Origin of the sequence: Nocardioides sp. NPDC023903 (genome assembly GCF_040639295.1) — a bacterium.
Taxonomy (GTDB): domain Bacteria; phylum Actinomycetota; class Actinomycetes; order Propionibacteriales; family Nocardioidaceae; genus Nocardioides.
In genome coordinates this window covers 1-16,982 of record NZ_JBEZZS010000042.1, presented here as the reverse complement: position 1 = coordinate 16,982, position 16,982 = coordinate 1, and the positions used below count along the sequence as shown (strand labels likewise).

The following is a 16,982-nucleotide window of genomic DNA, read 5'->3' as shown; positions in this document are numbered from 1 at the left end:
GCACGCCTCCGGCGACTCCCCCACGCGAAGGTACGTTCCCCACCCTCCGGCGCGTGGGGAACGTGCTCTTGTGTGGGGACCTCTCCGGCACAGTGGGGCACTCGCGCGACGGCACCCAGACAACGACAAGGGCGGGGAGAGCCTCACGGCTCTCCCCGCCCTTGTTGTCGGCGTGTATCGGCTAGAACACCGCGGCCACGGCGCTGGTCAGCGCGTCACCGATGTTGTCCAGCAGGCCACCCTCGTCCTCCTCGGCGGGAGCTTCCTCGGTCGCCTCGTCAGCAGGCTCCTCGGTCGTCGGCCGCGCGGCCGGGGACTCCGACTCGCTCGGCGTCGCCTCCGGCTCGGCCGGCTCCTCAGCAGGAGCCTCAGCGGTGTCCTCGCCGCCCGGGAGGATGTCATCCAGACCCGGCAGCAGCGGCGCGTCCTCCTCGGTCGGCTCCTCGACCGGAGCCTCCACGTCCGGAGCCTTCACGTCCGGGGCGTCGGACGGAACCGGGCTCTCGCCCGGAGCGTCGGACTTGTCCTCGCCCGGGGTGTTCGAGCGGAGCGCGCTGTTGCCCTTGAGCTCCCTGGCCTCGCTGCCGTCGGAGTTCACCGTGAGCCTCCGGCTGGGGGCCGACTCGTTGCCGTCACCGTCGATCGCGGTCACCGTGACCTGGACCGTGTCCCACAGGAGGATGCAGGTCACACGCAACGTGGTCTCGCCGGTGGTCGTGCCGCCGACGCAGATTCCGCCGGTGACGCTGACCCGGTAGTCGATCTCAGCAGCAGGCGTGACGCTGTCCTCATCCGTCGACGGGTTCCACGCGAGGTCGAAGCCCAGCGGGCCCTCGTTGCTCGCGTCGAGACCGGTCGGGACCGTCGGCGCGACCTTCGTGGTCTTACCCGAGACCCCGGCGGAGCGCGCGGACTCGTTGCCGGCACCGTCCACGGCCTGCACGGAGTACGTGTATTCCGTGCCGGCCTTCAGGCCGGTGTCCTCGAAGGAGGTGTCGTTGCCGGACGCGATGAGCTCGCCGTCGCGGTAGAGGTTGTAGGAGACGTCGCCGACGCCGTTCTCGTTGTCCTCGGAATCCGACCAGCTCACGTTGAGCGTGCTGTCGCTCGGGTCGCCCTCTTCAACGGTCAGGTCCGCAGGCACCCCAGGCGCCGTGACGTCCATGACGCAGTCGACCTCGTTGCTGTCCACGGACTCGTTGTCGGCCTTGTCGGTCGCGGTGACCCAGAACGTGTAGGTCTCCCCCGCCCGAAGGTCGTTGAAGGTCGCCGAGGTCCTGTCGGTGTCACCCGGCTCGCCGGCGTTGGGACGCGACGTCACCGAGTAGTGCTTGATCCCGCTCTTGTCCTTCGCCTCGGACCAGTCGATGGTCACGGAGGTGTTGCTGTTCACAACGCAGGGGCTGACCGTGACCGGGTCAGGAGCAGTCTCGTCCTCCGGGTCACCGGGGCCGGGGTCCTCCGGGCCCGGGTCCTCGGGACCGGGGTCCTCCGGGCAGAGCAGGCCGAAGGGGAGCAGGCAGTCGTCCGGCGGGGTCGTCGGCTCACCGTCACCCGGCGGGGTGGTCGGCGGGGCCGGCGGCTGGCACTGGGTCAGGTCCGGGCGGATCTCGCAGATGTCCACACCGGCGCCCGGGGGACGAGTGTCCTCGCAGGCGCTCGGGTCGAGCTCACAAGTGGGCGTGCTGCCCGACGGGACGTTGCCCGCGGGGATGAAGGTCACGCCGGTGTTGGCAGCCGGGACGATGTCGTCGTCGACGACCTCCGGCTCGTCGGAGTCCTTCTCCGAGGGCTTGTCGTCGGGCTCAAGAGTGTCCGGATCACTGGGGAGCGAAGACTCCCCGGTGGTCGGATCCTTCTTCGGCGAGCTCTGTGTATCGCTGTTTACGGTGCACGAGAACAAGACGAGTAGCAGGATCAGAATGATCGCGCCTATGACGATTCCGCCGATTGTGCGGTTTCGCGCAGTGGTTTCCATACCGAGGATGTCCCTCCCAAGATCAACGCCGAAGGGACGGTTCGACCTTGTTACCCGAGGGTCGCCGTCCAGCTAGGGCATTGAATCGCTTTACCAATGACCGGCACAACGACATAAGCCCGAGTTTGCTATGCCGTGTGCCACAACGTTTTCCGAACCGGGACCATTGGCCCATCCCCGGCGTGTCGCTCAGCCGATGGAATTGCCCGCAGAACCGAGATGCTGGGCACCCTCGACGACCCGAGTGGCCATACCGGCCTCAGCGAGCTTGCCCCAGACGCGAGGATCGTACTGCTTCTTGTTTCCGACCTCGCCGTCGACCTTCAGAACGCCCTCGTAGTTTGCGAGCATGTGGCCGGCGACCGCGCGGGTGTAGGCGTACTGGGTGTCGGTGTCGATGTTCATCTTGACCACACCGTAGGAGACCGCCTCGGCGATCTCCTCGGCGCTCGAGCCGGAGCCGCCGTGGAAGACGAGGTCGAACGGCTTGGCACCGGCCGGCAGGCCGAGCTTGGCGACGACCGCGTCCTGCGCGTCACGCAGGATGGAGGGACGGAGCTTGACGTTGCCCGGCTTGTAGACGCCGTGCACGTTGCCGAAGGTGAGCGCGGTCAGGTAGCCCTCGACGCCCAGCGCCTCGGCGGTCGCGATGGCGTCCCCGGGGGTCGAGTAGAGCTTGTCGTCGATCGCTCCGACGATGCCGTCCTCCTCGCCACCGACCACACCGACCTCGATCTCGAGCACGATGTGGGCGGCCTTGGCCTTTGCCAGCAGCTCCTCGGCGATCTGCAGGTTCTCGGCCAGCGGCACCGCGGACCCGTCCCACATGTGGCTCTGAAACAGCGGCGCCTCACCGCGCTGGACGCGCTCGGCGGAGAGCTCGAGGAGGGGACGTACGAAGCCGTCGAGCTTGTCCTTGGGGCAGTGGTCGGTGTGGAGCGCGATGTTGACGTCGTAGGACTTGGCGACCTCGGTCGCGTACGCGGCGAAGGCCACCGAGCCGGTCACCATGTTCTTGACCGTCGGGCCGGAGAGGTATTCCGCGCCGCCCGTGGAGATCTGGATGATGCCGTCCGAGCCGGCCTCCGCGAAGCCGGCCAGTGCCGCGTTGAGCGTCTGCGACGAGGAGACGTTGATCGCGGGGAAGGCGAAACCCTTCTCCTTCGCGGTCGCGAGCATCTCGGCGTACTTCTCGGGGGTGGCGATGGGCATCTGGAGGTTCTCCTTGAGATCCGTTGTCGACCGGTGCGCTGGTGGCCAGCGTAATGCGCCCCTGACCACCCTTTGCCAACGCTCGGAGTTGGATCGATCAAGCAGGACAACCGATCTGCCGCGGGATCCGTATCCAGGGGTGAGACTGAACTTGGAGGAACCATGGACTGGCACGACGCCCTCGACCGGGCGATCCCGCACCCCCCACCCAGACCCGCGGATCCGGCTGGTCTGGTGGCCGCCGGCAAGCGGGCCGTACGCCGCCGGCAGGCCGTCGCCGTAGGCGGGACCGCTCTTCTCGTCGCGGCCGTGATCGGCCTGGGGTCTGCGTACGCACCGTGGCACGACCGGGCGGCACCCACCCCGCCGATCGCGACCCAGTCGGAGGCGGATGAGGCGCTCGACGCCTATCCGACACAGCCGCCGTTGAGCGACGACTCCCCGCTCAGGTACGACTTCGACACGAAGGAGGTCACCTTCCACGACGGCTGGGAGGAGGCCGACCGGATCGGGCGGAAGGAGATCCGCCGACTCATCGGGTCCGACTATTCCCAGCTGTTCCTCGCCGCGACCAATGGTGAGAAGACGATCTACGCGAACTTCATGAACTCGACCGAGATCGCCTACGCCGACGCGGCTCGGACCAACGGGAAGAGCCTCAGCGAGTGGGCCGAGGACGTGGCCGCACACCACGTCAGACCCAGATGGTCGGTCGGTGGGTCGATCCGGGTCGGCGACGGCTGGACGATCACGCGCAAGGTCGACAACCCGCTCGACTATGACCTGCCCTGGGACTCGGAGGCGGCTGTCGCCGAGCGCGAGGGCATGGAGGTGTGGATCCTCTTCAGCGGGGACAAGCCAGAGAGCGGAGGCGGCGGTGAAGGCTACGGGGTGGCGTACGCCGCTCCGGGGCAGACCATCGACGAGTACATCGCTCGCCGGGACAAGGAGATCGAGAGGGACATGGCCGAGGGCACGAGCGGTTACAGCGCGTCCATGTCCGAGGCGATCGAGTTCGGGGCTGGATCGAAGCTCGTCCCGATCAAGGGCGGCGTGGAGATCCTCGAGCAGGTTGCCAATCCTGATCTCGGCGAGAAGTTCGCCCAAGGCGCCACCCGGTCTGCGGCGGCTCGGATCACCATCAAGGGGAAGGAACAGTTCGCCATCGCTCGCGAGAAGGACGGCCTCACCCTCGTCTACACCATCGAGCTGGCGGTCGAGCCTCGGTCCGAGGACCGCGGCACGCGGTCTCTCGAGGACGCCCTGGCCATCGTCAAGGCACGCGAGACCGACGAGATGGGCGGAGGGTCGTTGTTCCGGTGAGCACACGCGATGAGGAATTCTCCGGGTTCGTCGCCGCGCGACGCCCGCACCTGCTGCGAACTGCCTATGCCTTGTGCGGCGACTGGCACCGGGCGGACGACCTGGTGCAGACGTCGCTGCTGAAGCTGTACGCCGCGTGGCGGAAGGTCGAGCGAGGCTCCGAGGAGGCGTACGTCCGGACGATCCTGGTCCGCGCCCACATCGACCAGACCCGGCGGCCGTGGTGGAAGCGGGAACGCTCGGGCGACATCCCAGAGCGGCCCATGCCCGCCGCACGGTTCGAGGAGCGGTCCGAGCTCTTCGCGGCGCTCCAGGCGCTGCCGGAGATGCAGCGCAAGGTGGTCGTCCTGCGCCACTGGCTTCAGCTGTCGGTCGCCGAGACCGCGCGCGAGCTGCGGATCAGCGAGGGCACCGTCAAGAGCCACTCCTCGCGCGGCCTCGCCGCGCTGCGTACCTGTCTGGAGCGGGGGGACGCCTCCCGGAGGTGACCTGACCAGCAGGAGACAGAGCAAGAACGGTCGGGCGGGCATGCCCCTGACGCGCCTAGCGTCAGGGGCATGCCCAAGGTCACCTACTTCACCGCAACGTCGTTGGACGGCTACATCGCCGATGAGAACAGCTCGCTGGACTGGCTCTTCGAGACGCCGCACGGCGACGACGAGAGCTCCTGGGAGCGGCTGATGGCGGAGTCGGCGGCGCTGGTGATGGGCGGCACGACGTACCGCTGGATGATCGACCACGATCCGGAGCTGCTCACCGGGCCGGAGAAGTGGCGGGAGTACTACGACGAGCGCCCGGTGTGGGTGTTCACGCACGCCACCGACCTGCCGGAGGTACAGGGCACACAGCTGCGCTTCGTGCAGGGCGACGTGAATCCCGTCTACGACGAGATCGCGGCCACGGTCGACGGCGGGATCTGGCTCGTCGGCGGTGGGGACCTGGTCGGCCAGTTCGACGACGCCGGCCTGCTCGACGAGGTCGTCGCCGGGATCTGTCCGGTCACCCTCGGCGCCGGGGCGCCACTGCTCCCCCGCCGCATCACCAGCAAGCGGATGCGAGTCATCGACGTCCTGCAGACCGGCGAGCAGGTGCAGATCCGCTACCGGATCGAGAGGCACTGAAAGCCCCCGCTGCCGCCCGGCCCCGAGGCCACGCACCCACGAAAGTGGGGCACATCCGGGCGACCCGGAGTTAACTTTAGCGGGTCGTGTTCTCCTGGGTGACACCGGGTCGTAACCCGGTTACAACCACCCGAATTGACTATGCCCCACTGGGCATCTCGCTGCGAGGATTCAGCGGCCACATCCCACCCATTCGAAAGCACGATCATGTCTCGTCTTCGTGCCGGCGCGCTCGCGCCCGCGCAGAAGCCCATGACGGCCGCCCTCATCCTCGGGCTCGTCATCGGTGTCTTCTCCCTCATCGGACTCACCGCCACCAAGGCCGACGCGGCTGTGCCGCCCAAGCCCACGGTCGGCACCTGCTACAACTACGGCTGGACCGCCTACGGCGCTTGGTCCCAGACCGGCAAGAAGGTCTCGTGCAGCGATGCCCACACCGCGAAGACCATCGCGCTGGGCACCCTCGTCGCCGGTACGACGCGCACCGCGGCGTCCCTCACCCGCGAGGCCAACTACTCCCATATGGTCAAGACCTGCGTCCGCGCACTCCGGGACAAGCTGGGCAGCACCTACTCGAAGCGCAACCAGTCGGCGTACACCACTGCGTTCTTCGTGCCGAACGTCGAGCAGTTCAACGCCGGCCAGCGCTGGTTCCGTTGCGACGTCGTGCTGCCGGGCAAGGACACCCTCAAGAACCTGCCGACCAACCGGGCGAAGTTCCTCGAGGGCGTATCGCTCACCCAGCGGACCCGTGGCTGCATGAGCTCGACGTACGCCGGGCCGTACTCCTGCCTGAGCTCGCACACCTACAAGTCGATCTCCGCCTTCAAGAAGGCCGGCACGACCTACCCGACCACCGCCTCGTTCGAGCGGGCCGTCGGCCTCAACTGCCCGGCCCGGACCAGGGCCTACAGCAAGCCGAGCAAGTACGAGTGGCAGACCGGCGACCACTGGGTCGTCTGCTACGAGCGGAACTCCAACTGATCCACTGATCGGTCACAACGCGTCGATCCCCGGGGTGCGCCCCGGGGATCGACGCGTTTTCAGCGAGTCAGCCGCGCCAAGCCTCGTCGGAACCCAGATCGGCGTGCTGGACGACCCAGGTGTGCATCGCGATCGCCGCGGCGGCGGAGGCGTTGATGGATCGCGTCGAGCCGAACTGGGCGATCGAGAAGGTGCCGTCGACGCTCTCGCGGGCCTGCTCGGAGAGCCCCGGGCCCTCCTGCCCGAACAGGAAGCAGACCGACTTCGGCAGCTCCATGGTCTCCAGGTGGAGTGAGCCGGGCAGGTTGTCGATGCCGAGGAGGCGTACGTCTCGTTCATGGAGGTACGCCGCGAGCGCGGGCACGTCCGGGTGGTGATGGACGTGCTGATAGCGGTCGGTGACCATCGCGCCGCGGCGGTTCCAGCGGCGGTTGCCGACGATGTGCACCTCGGCGGCGAGGAAGGCGTTGGCGGTGCGGACGATGGTGCCGATGTTGAAGTCGTGCTGCCAGTTCTCGATGGCGACGTGGAAGCCGTGGCGGCGCTGATCGAGGTCGGCGACGATCGCCTCGAGCGTCCAGTAGCGGTAGCGATCAACCACGTTGCGGCGGTCGCCGTTGGCCAGCAGCTCAGGATCCCAGTGCTCCCCCTCGGGCCAATCACCTGGCCACGGGCCCAGGCCGACCTCCGGCTGCCCATGGGGCATCGGGTCGTAGGGCGCTCTGGATTCAGACTCGGACGGTCGTGTCTCGTTCATCGACGAGTCAGAATATTCGATAACAATAGTTGTTACCTATGGGTACCGTAGGGCCCGTGACAGGTGCAGGGAATTTTGCGCCGATGATGGCCGGTTTGGAATGGATGAGTCCGGACTTTCTGCTGGCCACTTTCGGCGAGCCGCTCTTCTGGATCAGCCTCATCATCATCTTCATCGAGTGCGGTCTCTTCTTCCCGTTCCTGCCCGGTGACAGTCTGCTGATCGCGCTCGGAATCTTCATCGCGACCGGCAAGATCGACATCTTTCCCGGCCCTCCCGGCGTCGAGATCGTCATCGCGATGCTCTTCTTCGTCGTGGCGGCATTCGCCGGCAACGTGACTGGCTATGAGATCGGCCGCAAGATCGGTCCACGGCTCTATGAACGCGACGGCCGCTTCATCAAAAAGCGGCATTTCGACCAGACCCGTGAGTTCTTCGACAAGCACGGCAACAAGGCGCTGGTGATCGGCCGGTTCATCGCGTTCGTACGCACCTATGTCACCGTCGTCGCCGGGGTCACCCACATGGACCGGCGACGGTTCTACTTCTGGAGCCTCGTCGGCGGCGTGCTGTGGGTCCTCGCGGTGACGTTGTTCGGCTTCTTCGTCGGATCCCGCTGGCCCTGGCTGGCCGACAACATCGACTACCTGGTCCTGCTGCTCTTCGCGCTCGCGTTCCTGCCCGCGATGGTGGAGTGGTGGCGCCGGCGGCGTACGGCCTCGCGGCTGGCCACGGACCTCGACCACGACGGTCACGCCGACCGCGACATCCTCGGGATGGCCGTGCCACCGCGCGCACCGGCCGACGACGACGCGGAGACGCGGGCCGACCGCTAGCGCGTCAGTCGCCCTCGGGCGAGTCGGTCCAGGGCCTCCTCGATCACCTCGCGCTGCTTGGTGAAGGTCCACCTGACCAGGTGCTTCCCGGCGTCGCTGTCGTAGAACCCCTGCAGCGGGATGGCCACGACGCCGGCCCGCTCGGGCAGCGCCCGGCAGAACTCGAGCCCGTCGCTCCAGCCGAGCCCGCTGATGTCGGTGACGGCGAAGTAGGTGCCCTCCGGAATCGTCACGTCCAGGCCGATCTCCTTCAGCCCGTCACAGAGGAGGTCGCGCCGCCCCTGCAGGTCGAGGGCGAGCTCCTTGGGCCAGTGGTCGAGATGCTCGAGCGCGTACGCAGCGGCCGGCTGCAGCGGGGCACCGGAGGTGAACGTCAGCCACTGCTTGGCGCCCAGCAGCGCCTGGACCAGGTGCTCGGGGCCGGTCGCCCAGCCCACCTTCCAGCCGGTGAAGGAGTAGGACTTGCCGATGCTCGACAGCGTCAGGGTGCGCTCGCGCATCCCGGGGAGCGTGGCGATCGGAATGTGCTCCACGCCGTCGAACGTGAGGTGTTCGTAGACCTCGTCGGAGACCACCGTCAGGTCGTGCTCGATCGCGAAGGCGGCGACCGTCTCGAGCTCGTCGCGGGTGAGCACCGTGCCGGTCGGGTTGTGCGGAGAGTTGAGCAGGAGCACGTTCGTCTTCGAGGAGACGGCCGCCTCGAGCGCCTCGCGGGGCAGTCTCCCGCCCGACGCGGACGCGTCCAGGCTCAACGTCACAGGGCGGCGTACGCCTCCTGCGAACTGCACCATGGCCGGGTAGCTGTCGTAGTAGGGCTCGACGAGGATCACCTCGTCGCCCGGGTCGACCAGGGCGAGGATCGCCGCCGCGATGCCCTCGGTGGCGCCGGTGGTCACCGCGACCTCGCGCGCCGGGTCGAAGGTGAGGCCGTAGTGGCGTTCCTGGTGGGCAGCGACCGCCTCGCGCAGCGCCGGGATGCCCGGGCCGGGGGCGTACTGGTTCCGTCCGCCCTCCAACGCAGCGACGGCTTCCTTGATGATCTCGTCGGGGCCGTCCACGTCGGGGAAGCCCTGGCCGAGGTTGACCGCGCCCGTGGCGGCGGCCAGGGCGGACATCTCGGAGAAGATCGTCGGCGGGATGCCGTGGAGTCGTCGCGCAGTCATACGACTTAGGCTAGGGGCCGTGACCACGGACCAGACCCTTGCTGCCGACATCGACGCCACCTGCCGCCTGCACGGGGAGTTCACGCTCCGCTCGGGGCAGGTCAGCGACACGTACTTCGACAAGTACCTCTTCGAGGCGAACCCGGCTCTGCTGGACCGCGTCGCAGCACGGATGGTCGAGCTGCTCCCGGAGGGGACCGAGCTGCTCGGCGGCCTCGAGCTCGGCGGCATCCCGATCGTGACCATGGTGTCGGCCAAGACTGGCATCCCGGCGATCTTCATCCGGAAGAAGGCCAAGGAGTACGGCACCGCCAAGCTCGCCGAGGGTCCGTCCTTCGAGGGCAAGCGCGTGACCCTGATCGAGGACGTGATCACCTCCGGTGGTGCCGTACGCGACGCGGTCAACGCGCTCCGTCCGCTTGGTGCGGTCGTGGACACTGTGGTGTGTGCGATCGACCGGTCGCCCGAACCCGGTGAGTCCCTGCGTGATGTCGAGCTGGAGATCCGGTCGGTGCTGACCCGGGCCGATCTGGACGCGGTCAACGCGGCCTCATAGGCTTCGGGCCGCCTGGCCCACCCACATACTTCGAAGAGAGCATCATGATCCTCACCGCCACCCAGCCCGAGGAGCTCACCGGCGTCGCCGGCTGGGCGGTCGACCTGATGGACAAGCTCGGCCCGGTGGGTGCGGGGCTCGGCATCGCGCTGGAGAACCTCTTCCCGCCGCTGCCCTCGGAGATCATCCTGCCGCTGGCCGGGTTCACCGCCGCGCAGGGCCGGTTCACGATCGCCGAGGCGCTGATCTGGACCACGCTGGGCTCGGTCGTCGGTGCGCTCGTGCTCTACCTGATCGGTGCCGCCATCGGCCGTGAGCGGGTCTACTGGATCGGCGAGAAGCTGCCGCTGGTCAAGACCTCCGACCTGGAGAAGACCGAGGCGTTCTTCGAGAAGTACGGCGCCTGGACGGTCTTCTTCGGCCGCTTCATCCCGATCTTCCGGTCGCTGATCTCGGTGCCCGCCGGGGTCACCCGGATGCCGATCTGGAAGTTCCTGCTCCTCACGACCGTCGGCTCGGCGATCTGGAACACCATCTTCGTCGTCGCCGGCTACCAGCTGGGCGACAACTGGGAGAAGGTCGAGCCGATCGTCGGCCGCTTCCAGAACGTCGTCATCGTGGTCGTGGCAGTCGCCGTCGTGGCTTGGATCGGCCTGCGCATCTACAAGATCGTCCGCGGATCCGACAACGGGGCCAAGGACGACTCGCTCGTCTCCTGACCCCGCTGCCGGGATCGCGCGTCAGTCGGTGAGCTCCTTCATCTGGACGTTGCGGTAGTAGACGGTCTCGCCACCACCGTGGTTCTGCATGCCGATGAAGCCGGCCAGGTCGCGGGCGGGATCGGTGCTGGTGAAGTCGTTCACCAGCTTCCCGTTGAGGAAGATCTTGACGGTCGAGCCCTCAACTCGGATGTCGTAGGAGTTCCACGAACCGACCGGCTTGAGAGCGGCAGCGACGGCCTCCGGATCGGCTCCCTGGAACGTGTAGATGGCGCCGGTGGTGCGATCCGGGGCGTCGCTGGCGTCGATCTGGACCTCGTAGCCCTGATTGACCGCGACCCACGGGTCATTGCCGGGGTTCGGGAAGCCGATGAAGACGCCGCCGTTGTCATCGCGGACCAGCTTCCAGTCCAGCTTCAGGCTGTACTCGCTGAACTCCTGCTCGGCGTACCACAGCAGGCCCAGGCCGTTGGTCGTACGCAGCGAGCAGTCGTCCTGCCGGCCGAACGAGCCCGGTCCGGCCATCCGCCACGAGGCCAGTGAGCTCAGGGTCCCGTCGAAGAGCGACTTGTAGCCCGGGGCGGGTCGCTGCGGCGTACAGATGTCCTCGCCGCCGCCGATCTTGAGGGCATCGAGGTTGACGTTCCCCTCGTCGCCCTGCTCGTAGCTCACGGTGATCCGGTTGACCCCGGCCTTCAGCCTCATCGACCGGGTCGCAGTGCCCCAGGTCTGCCAGTCGCCGGTGGACTCCAGCGCCCACGGCTCGACCTCGGTGCCGTTGAGGTGGACCGAGACCCGCTTGGTACCGGGCGCCGGGTCGGGGCCGTTGGCGTAGCGCAGCCGGACCGGGTACGTCCCGGCGCGAGCGACCTGCGCGTCGAAGGTGACCGAGGCGCCGACGTTGCCGAAGCCGTCCACGAAGCCGGAGCCGGAGTAGCCGTTGTGCTCGACCGCGACGTTGGCGCTGCCGCGCAGGGTCGCCTGCTCAGCCTCGAGGTAGTTGCGATCGGCCGGCGAGACGTACCCCGGGATCTCGTTGAGGGTGTACCAGGCCTCGGTGTTCCACAGCTCCTCACCGCCCACGCCGGTGAACGGCCGCGGCGAGCGCAGGTGCACGACCCGGCCCTCCTCCAGGCCATCGACGGTGAGCGTCACCTTGGTGCGATCGGCAGACACCTCCGCACCGGAGACGAACAGCGGTCGCTCGTCGACCTTCGGACCGCCGTACGTCGGGCGCGGCGCGTAGCGCCAGTGGGTCATCCGGAACGCGGCGTTGGGATCAGTGGCGATCTTGTCGACCGTCTCCTGGGACAGCGCCTGGGTGTAGCGGATCTCGAAGCCGTTCTGGGTGGCGCGCATCTGGTGCATGTCGAACGCCTTGCCGTCTGCGGGGCTCATCCGCTGCAGTCCGTAGCGGAGCTTGCCCGGCTCGCTCCAGTTGCCCGCCTCGCCGATGCCGCCGACGTAGATCGATCCGTCGGGACCGAGCAGGGTGCGGTTCACCCCCGCCTCTAGGCCTGCGGAGTAGCGGAAGACGGCACCCTGGTACTCGCCCTCGACCTTCTCCAGGAAGCCGCGCTGCAGGCCGCCGTAGGTGACGTCGCCGAAGATCATCTGACCGGCGTACGCACCCTTCTCCAGCATCATGGGACTGCTCGGGGAGTTGCCGATCTCGCCCTGCGGCACCCACAGCGCCGGGCCGGTGACCGGCTTGTCGTCGAACGGGCCGGACGGGTTCGTGTAGTGGTTGAAGAACCTCCCCGGCTTGACGTGCACCAGCTTGGAGCTGGGCAGCCAGGCGCCCTGGTTGTCCATCACGAAGAGGTCGCCGTCGGGTCCGCGCATCATCCCGTTGGGCGTACGCAGCCCGCCGGCAAGGTAGGTGACCTCACCGGTGTTGCGGTCGATCTTCAGCGTGGTGCCGCGATTGCGTGCCGGCTGCGGGTCGGTGGTCGCGCCGCCGAAGTTGATGGCGACGGACAGGTTCACGTAGAAGCTCTCCTCGTCGTGGAGGAGGCCGAAGGCGAACTCGTGGAAGTTCTCGCCGAAGGGCCACTCCGCGACCTTCCGGTGCTGGTCGTAGAAGCCGTCCCCGTCGGGGTCGGTCAGCTCGGTGAGCTGGTCGCGCTCGGAGACGAAGATCGACTCGTCGATGACGGCGACGCCCATCGGGTTGAACAGGTCGGTCGCGACCTTCTCGACCGTGACGTCCTCGGGCCCGGTGGCGGTGCGGGGGTTGCTGAGCAGGAAGATCTCGCCCGGCTCGGGGTCCTCCACCCAGCCCGACGGGCTCACCGACCCGGAGGTCACCACGGCGAGCCGGCCGTCCGCCGCCCAGTCCAGCGCGGCCACCATCGGCTCGAAGCCCTCCGGCCGCAGGTCGGTCAGGTCGTACGCCGGGTGGACGCTGTCCAGCTGCATGCCGTCACCGGCGGAGTCGCTCTGTCCCTCGCAGTACTTCGTGCCTGGCGCGGTCACCCGCACCACTCCTGCCTCGGTGCTCAGGACCTCGGTCGGCACCAATGAGAAGTCAGCGGCGCCCGGCGGGCGCCACTGCAGGCGCAGCACCTCGCCGCCGCCGTCCTCGAAGTGCTCCACGCGCAGGTCGTGGTAGCCCTCGCTCAGGGTGACGCTGCCGTCCTTGGGGGTCTCCCCGTGGAGGCCGTCGTGGTCGATGACCTCTTCGCCGTCGATGACCAGTCGGGAGCCGTCGTCGCTGATCAGCCGGAAGTCGTAGGACCCGGCGGTAGCGATGTTCAGGTTGGCCAGGGCGTGGGAGATGAATCGGTCGGCGAGGCCGAAGTCGGCCGGAGAGTCGTAGTCGATGAGCGAGGTGAGCTTGTCGACGTTGGGCGTCTGGCCTGCGCGCAGCGTGCACAGCTGGTCGATGGGCCGAGCCATGTCGTAGGTGCGCAGCGTGACGCCGGGCTCCTGCGGTGGTAGCTCCGCCTCTTCAGCGGCGGTGGCCGGGCCGCTGCCGAGGAGCGCGGCCACGACCGACAGGCCGACGAGTGAGCCGAGCACGGCCCTGGACGGGGGAATACGGGTCATCGGGGCCTCCACGAGGGGGATGTGACGAGTGCCACATCAGAAGGTAGAGGCGCCGATGAACTTCGTCAAGAAGTTTTGGAACTTTCGCAAGTCAGTTTGAAATGTCCTGACTTGGCTGGTCGTCAGAACTGCTGGTGGGTCGGCGGTCCCGCGCCCGGCATCGGCGGCTGCCAGGGGTCGACGGGCTTCCGCCGGGCGAACCAGTTGCCTGCCCTGCCGACGTACAGCATCAGCAGCGCGGCGATGATCAGCGCGGGATAGAGCACCACGAAGAGCGAGAGCAGTGCGGCGATCGAGCCGACCACGGTGAGCAGGATTCGGGCCACCTTGGAACGGAACAGCACCATGATCCCGAGCGGGATCGCGACCAGGCTGAGCACGCCACAGACGGCGAACCAGATGATCATCGCCATCGTCACGCCCTTGTCCGTGGACGCGGGGTCGTTGTAGTCGGCGATCCCCGCGGGCACCATGAACACCGAGATCAGCAGGGCGATCACCGACCCCACGATCGTCATGACCGACGCCGCGACCACCGTCCCCGGGCGGGTGTCGGGATCGGGCGGCGGATAGTGAGGGCGAAGGTACGCCGGGGGCTGCTGACCCATCGCGTACTGGCCGTAGGCCGGGGGCGCCTGGCCCCATCCCTGGGGCTGCTGCGGCTGCGTCGGCTGCGGGGCGACGTACGGCTGGGGCGGGGCGTACGGCGTCGGGGGCGGCGGCTCCTGCCCCTGGAACGGCGGCTCGCCGCCGTAGGGGTTGTCGAAGGAGCCGTACTGATCTGACATGTCGCGGAGCCTATCCGGCCCGCACGGTCAGGCGCTCTGCTTTACTTCCGCGGGCCTCCGCTTCAGCCACGGAACCAGGCCGCGACCTCGGGCCGCAGCAGGAACGAGAAGGTCGCGACCGCGGCGCCGAAGAGGACCACCGCCGGCGGGAAGGCGAGTGCGAAGAGGAGCAGCGAGAGCGCCGAGATGCCGGCGGAGATCATCAGCGCGACCCGGGCCCAGGAATGGCGGCGGATCGCGAAGGCGGCGAACACTCCGGCGGCGACGCACACGAGGGCTACCAGCACGGCCATGATCCAGGCCGAGGCGACGATGACGTCGGTGGTGTAGAGCCCCGCCACCTCCCGCATGTTCGGGTCGTTCGCCGCCTGCTTGCGCACCTGGTCGAGGATCAGGTCGGGATTGGCGGTCGCCGTCACCGCCGAGGCGAGCATCATCAGCGCGGTGAACCCGGAGCCGATCCAGGTGAGCACGGCCGCCGCCATCACGGCGCCCGGCCGGCGCTTCGGCGCGACCTTGGCGGGCTGGGCGATCGCACCGGTCCACGGCGGCGGCTGCTGCTGCGAGAGCCGAGCCGGACCGGCGGTCGAGTCTGTGGCTGAGGGCGAATCCGTCGAAGCGATCGGGGCCGCCGGCGGAGCCGGCGCGACGTACGACTCCTGGTCGGGGTCGCCGCTGTCGAGCGCCTCCCGCTTGGTCGGCGAGACGCCGTCGAACCAGTCGCGGGTGGGCGACATCCACAGGAGTACGACTGCCACCGCGGACAGCGTGGACCAGAACCCTCCGCCGAACATCCCGGCGAAGAAGAGCGGCGCCGCGATGACCGTGAGCGCGAGCCGGGCCTGCTTGTTGCGCTGCAGCACATGCCAGCCGAGGATCACCGCCGCGGCCGCCATGGCACCGGTGACCAGCGCCATCACGTGCATGAGGTCGAGGATGTTGTCGAGGCCGATCCCGGAGCCGGCCAGCGGCGGCTCGGCCAGCACCTCCTCCACCCGCTCCCGGGTGTCCAGGCTGCGCAGCCCGGAGATCTGGTCCCAGGCCGTCACCACTGTGAGCAATGAGCCGAGCACGATGAGCCACCCGGCGAGGGTGGCCTGACCGGGGCGGGGAAGCTTCGTTTCAGACATGTCGGGAATCATTTTCTCATCCCTGCCAACCCCGCGCGCCGCGAGGGCGACGTACGTGCCTAATCGGCGCGGAGGCGGTCGAAGGCTTTGGGCCCGGTGAGAGCGGGAAGAGCCTCGGCGATCTCCTTCGCGCACGCGGCCGGGGTCGCCGTGGTGGAGTCGACGCGGATGTCGTACGCGTGCGAGTAGACCAGGGTCTGCGACCGGGCGAGACCGGCTGGACGGTCGCCGCGGGCGGCCTCCCGGCGTTCGAGCTCCTCCGGCGAGCACCAGACCTCGACGAGCGTGACGTCGTAGCCGTCGAGCACCTCGAGCAGATCCTCGAGCCGCCAGATCTCGCTCAGCGGGTAGTCCATGATCACGTCGTTGCCGACCGAGGCCAGGGCCGCGACCGTGCGGTGATAGCCCAGCCGTGTCCGCCGCAGCATCTCGGCGATCCCCGCATCGTCGAGCTCCCACGTATGGACCGTCGACCGCATCCCGCTGATCCCGTCGACCGGCACCAGGAACCACGGGTCCTCGAGCAGCGGCAGCAGCTCCTGCCCGATGCTGCTCTTCCCCGAGCTCGACGCCCCGTTGAGCAGGATGATCCGACCCTTGCGCACGCGAGGAGACTACTGCCGAAGCGTCACGTACGTCGGCCGAGTGGGCACCTAAGTTCCGCTGTGGCGCGCGGTCATGGACCACCGCGTGCTGGCCCACTATGGCGGGGATATCACACTGGTCAACGCCAAACCACGGAGCCGACGTCACCGGGTGACCGTAGGGCCCGCCGGGGCGGCCGCCACCTGGCGCGAACGCCCGGACCGGACAGGTGCCGGCAGCGCTGGGTCATGACGTCCGGCGCGAAGGAAGCTGCGCGCGAGCCCGAGCGGCCCGAGAACGACGGTGGCGACGGCCTGCCGGAGTCGGGTAGGCGCAGTAAGCGGAGCCCGAGGATGCCTTCGGCTGGGCCTCGCGAAACCGCAGTACAGCCCGAACCGTGGGGGCGAGCCACCGTTGGTGGAGCCGATCTCCTCCGGGGCTGACCGGGGTCTTGGTGTACGCCGCGGTGCGAGAAGGGCCCCGGCGCTCCAGGCGGCGCAACAGATCTGTTATCTACTGGCTACGATTGTTTTTTCGCCTGTACGCGTTCGGTAACCGTGAAGGGATTATCTCTATGGCACGCAAGGTCGTCGTGACCCTGGTCGATGACTACGACGGCAAGTCTCAGGCCGAGGAAACGGTGTCATTCGCCGTGGATGGCGCGGCCTACGAGATGGACTTGTCTCGAGGAGTACCGAACCCTCGACCGCGACCTCCTCAAAACGGCGACCGCTGACATCGTTCTTGCCGCCAACGCCCGTCGCCCGGTCAACACGACC

General features: G+C 68.2%; 15 protein-coding genes and 1 pseudogene. 8 read left to right on the top strand and 8 right to left on the bottom strand.

The window, feature by feature from the left end; translation table 11 throughout:
- Positions 1-181: 181 nt before the first annotated feature.
- Together AB0F44_RS26870 and fbaA are read right to left on the bottom strand one after the other, a co-directional pair.
- Positions 182-1,903 (bottom strand): fibronectin type III domain-containing protein, encoded by a 1,722-nt coding sequence (locus tag AB0F44_RS26870; RefSeq protein WP_357359944.1) that lies wholly within the window; start codon positions 1,901-1,903, stop codon positions 182-184.
- A gap of 264 nt (positions 1,904-2,167) precedes the next feature.
- Entirely contained in the window at positions 2,168-3,259 is a 1,092-nt protein-coding gene (gene fbaA, locus AB0F44_RS26865; RefSeq protein ID WP_357359943.1) for a class II fructose-bisphosphate aldolase, read from the bottom strand.
- A gap of 93 nt (positions 3,260-3,352) precedes the next feature.
- Here fbaA and AB0F44_RS26860 point away from each other — a divergent pair, with 93 nt between their 5' ends.
- The 4 genes from AB0F44_RS26860 to AB0F44_RS26845 all read left to right on the top strand — a co-directional run bounded on the left by AB0F44_RS26860 (position 3,353) and on the right by AB0F44_RS26845 (position 6,618).
- Positions 3,353-4,513, top strand: coding sequence for a hypothetical protein (locus tag AB0F44_RS26860; RefSeq protein ID WP_357359941.1), 1,161 nt, complete (start codon positions 3,353-3,355; stop codon positions 4,511-4,513).
- Complete coding sequence (locus AB0F44_RS26855; RefSeq protein WP_357359939.1) at positions 4,510-5,001, top strand: SigE family RNA polymerase sigma factor; 492 nt, start codon at positions 4,510-4,512, stop codon at positions 4,999-5,001. Before AB0F44_RS26860 ends, AB0F44_RS26855 begins: the two co-directional genes overlap by 4 nt.
- Positions 5,002-5,070: 69 nt before the next feature.
- The gene (locus AB0F44_RS26850) at positions 5,071-5,634 is read left to right on the top strand and encodes a dihydrofolate reductase family protein (protein WP_357359937.1); all 564 of its coding nucleotides are present in this window, start codon (positions 5,071-5,073) and stop codon (positions 5,632-5,634) included.
- Positions 5,635-5,841: 207 nt separating this feature from the next.
- Complete coding sequence (locus AB0F44_RS26845; protein WP_357359935.1) at positions 5,842-6,618, top strand: septum formation family protein; 777 nt, start codon at positions 5,842-5,844, stop codon at positions 6,616-6,618.
- A gap of 67 nt (positions 6,619-6,685) precedes the next feature.
- Here AB0F44_RS26845 and AB0F44_RS26840 read toward each other — a convergent pair whose 3' ends face one another.
- Positions 6,686-7,324: a TrmH family RNA methyltransferase gene (locus AB0F44_RS26840; protein ID WP_357359989.1), complete on the bottom strand. Its 639-nt coding sequence runs from the start codon at positions 7,322-7,324 to the stop codon at positions 6,686-6,688.
- A gap of 155 nt (positions 7,325-7,479) precedes the next feature.
- Between AB0F44_RS26840 and AB0F44_RS26835 the strand changes: the two genes are divergently transcribed.
- Positions 7,480-8,211: a VTT domain-containing protein gene (locus AB0F44_RS26835; protein WP_357359933.1), complete on the top strand. Its 732-nt coding sequence runs from the start codon at positions 7,480-7,482 to the stop codon at positions 8,209-8,211.
- On the opposite strand, the gene AB0F44_RS26830 is transcribed toward AB0F44_RS26835, so the two are convergent.
- Positions 8,208-9,374: an aminotransferase class I/II-fold pyridoxal phosphate-dependent enzyme gene (locus AB0F44_RS26830; RefSeq protein ID WP_357359931.1), complete on the bottom strand. Its 1,167-nt coding sequence runs from the start codon at positions 9,372-9,374 to the stop codon at positions 8,208-8,210. The genes AB0F44_RS26835 and AB0F44_RS26830 overlap by 4 nt on opposite strands.
- Positions 9,375-9,393: 19 nt before the next feature.
- Here AB0F44_RS26830 and pyrE point away from each other — a divergent pair, with 19 nt between their 5' ends.
- Together pyrE and AB0F44_RS26820 are read left to right on the top strand one after the other, a co-directional pair.
- The gene (pyrE, locus tag AB0F44_RS26825; protein ID WP_350715851.1) at positions 9,394-9,930 is read left to right on the top strand and encodes an orotate phosphoribosyltransferase; all 537 of its coding nucleotides are present in this window, start codon (positions 9,394-9,396) and stop codon (positions 9,928-9,930) included.
- Between the two features lie 44 nt (positions 9,931-9,974).
- Positions 9,975-10,649, top strand: coding sequence for a DedA family protein (locus tag AB0F44_RS26820; protein ID WP_350661231.1), 675 nt, complete (start codon positions 9,975-9,977; stop codon positions 10,647-10,649).
- Positions 10,650-10,670: 21 nt separating this feature from the next.
- On the opposite strand, the gene AB0F44_RS26815 is transcribed toward AB0F44_RS26820, so the two are convergent.
- From AB0F44_RS26815 to AB0F44_RS26800, 4 genes are all read right to left on the bottom strand, one after another.
- The gene (locus AB0F44_RS26815; RefSeq protein ID WP_357359929.1) at positions 10,671-13,700 is read right to left on the bottom strand and encodes a family 16 glycoside hydrolase; all 3,030 of its coding nucleotides are present in this window, start codon (positions 13,698-13,700) and stop codon (positions 10,671-10,673) included.
- Between the two features lie 122 nt (positions 13,701-13,822).
- A complete protein-coding gene (locus tag AB0F44_RS26810) occupies positions 13,823-14,488 on the bottom strand; it encodes a hypothetical protein (protein WP_357359927.1) in 666 nt (221 codons plus the stop codon).
- Positions 14,489-14,550: 62 nt separating this feature from the next.
- Positions 14,551-15,618, bottom strand: coding sequence for a hypothetical protein (locus tag AB0F44_RS26805; protein WP_357359925.1), 1,068 nt, complete (start codon positions 15,616-15,618; stop codon positions 14,551-14,553).
- A 59-nt stretch (positions 15,619-15,677) separates the two neighbouring features.
- Complete coding sequence (locus AB0F44_RS26800) at positions 15,678-16,223, bottom strand: AAA family ATPase (protein WP_357359923.1); 546 nt, start codon at positions 16,221-16,223, stop codon at positions 15,678-15,680.
- A gap of 554 nt (positions 16,224-16,777) precedes the next feature.
- Here AB0F44_RS26800 and AB0F44_RS26795 point away from each other — a divergent pair.
- Positions 16,778-16,888 (top strand): annotated as a pseudogene (locus tag AB0F44_RS26795) (histone-like nucleoid-structuring protein Lsr2); the annotation flags it as partial.
- Positions 16,889-16,982: the final 94 nt, after the last annotated feature.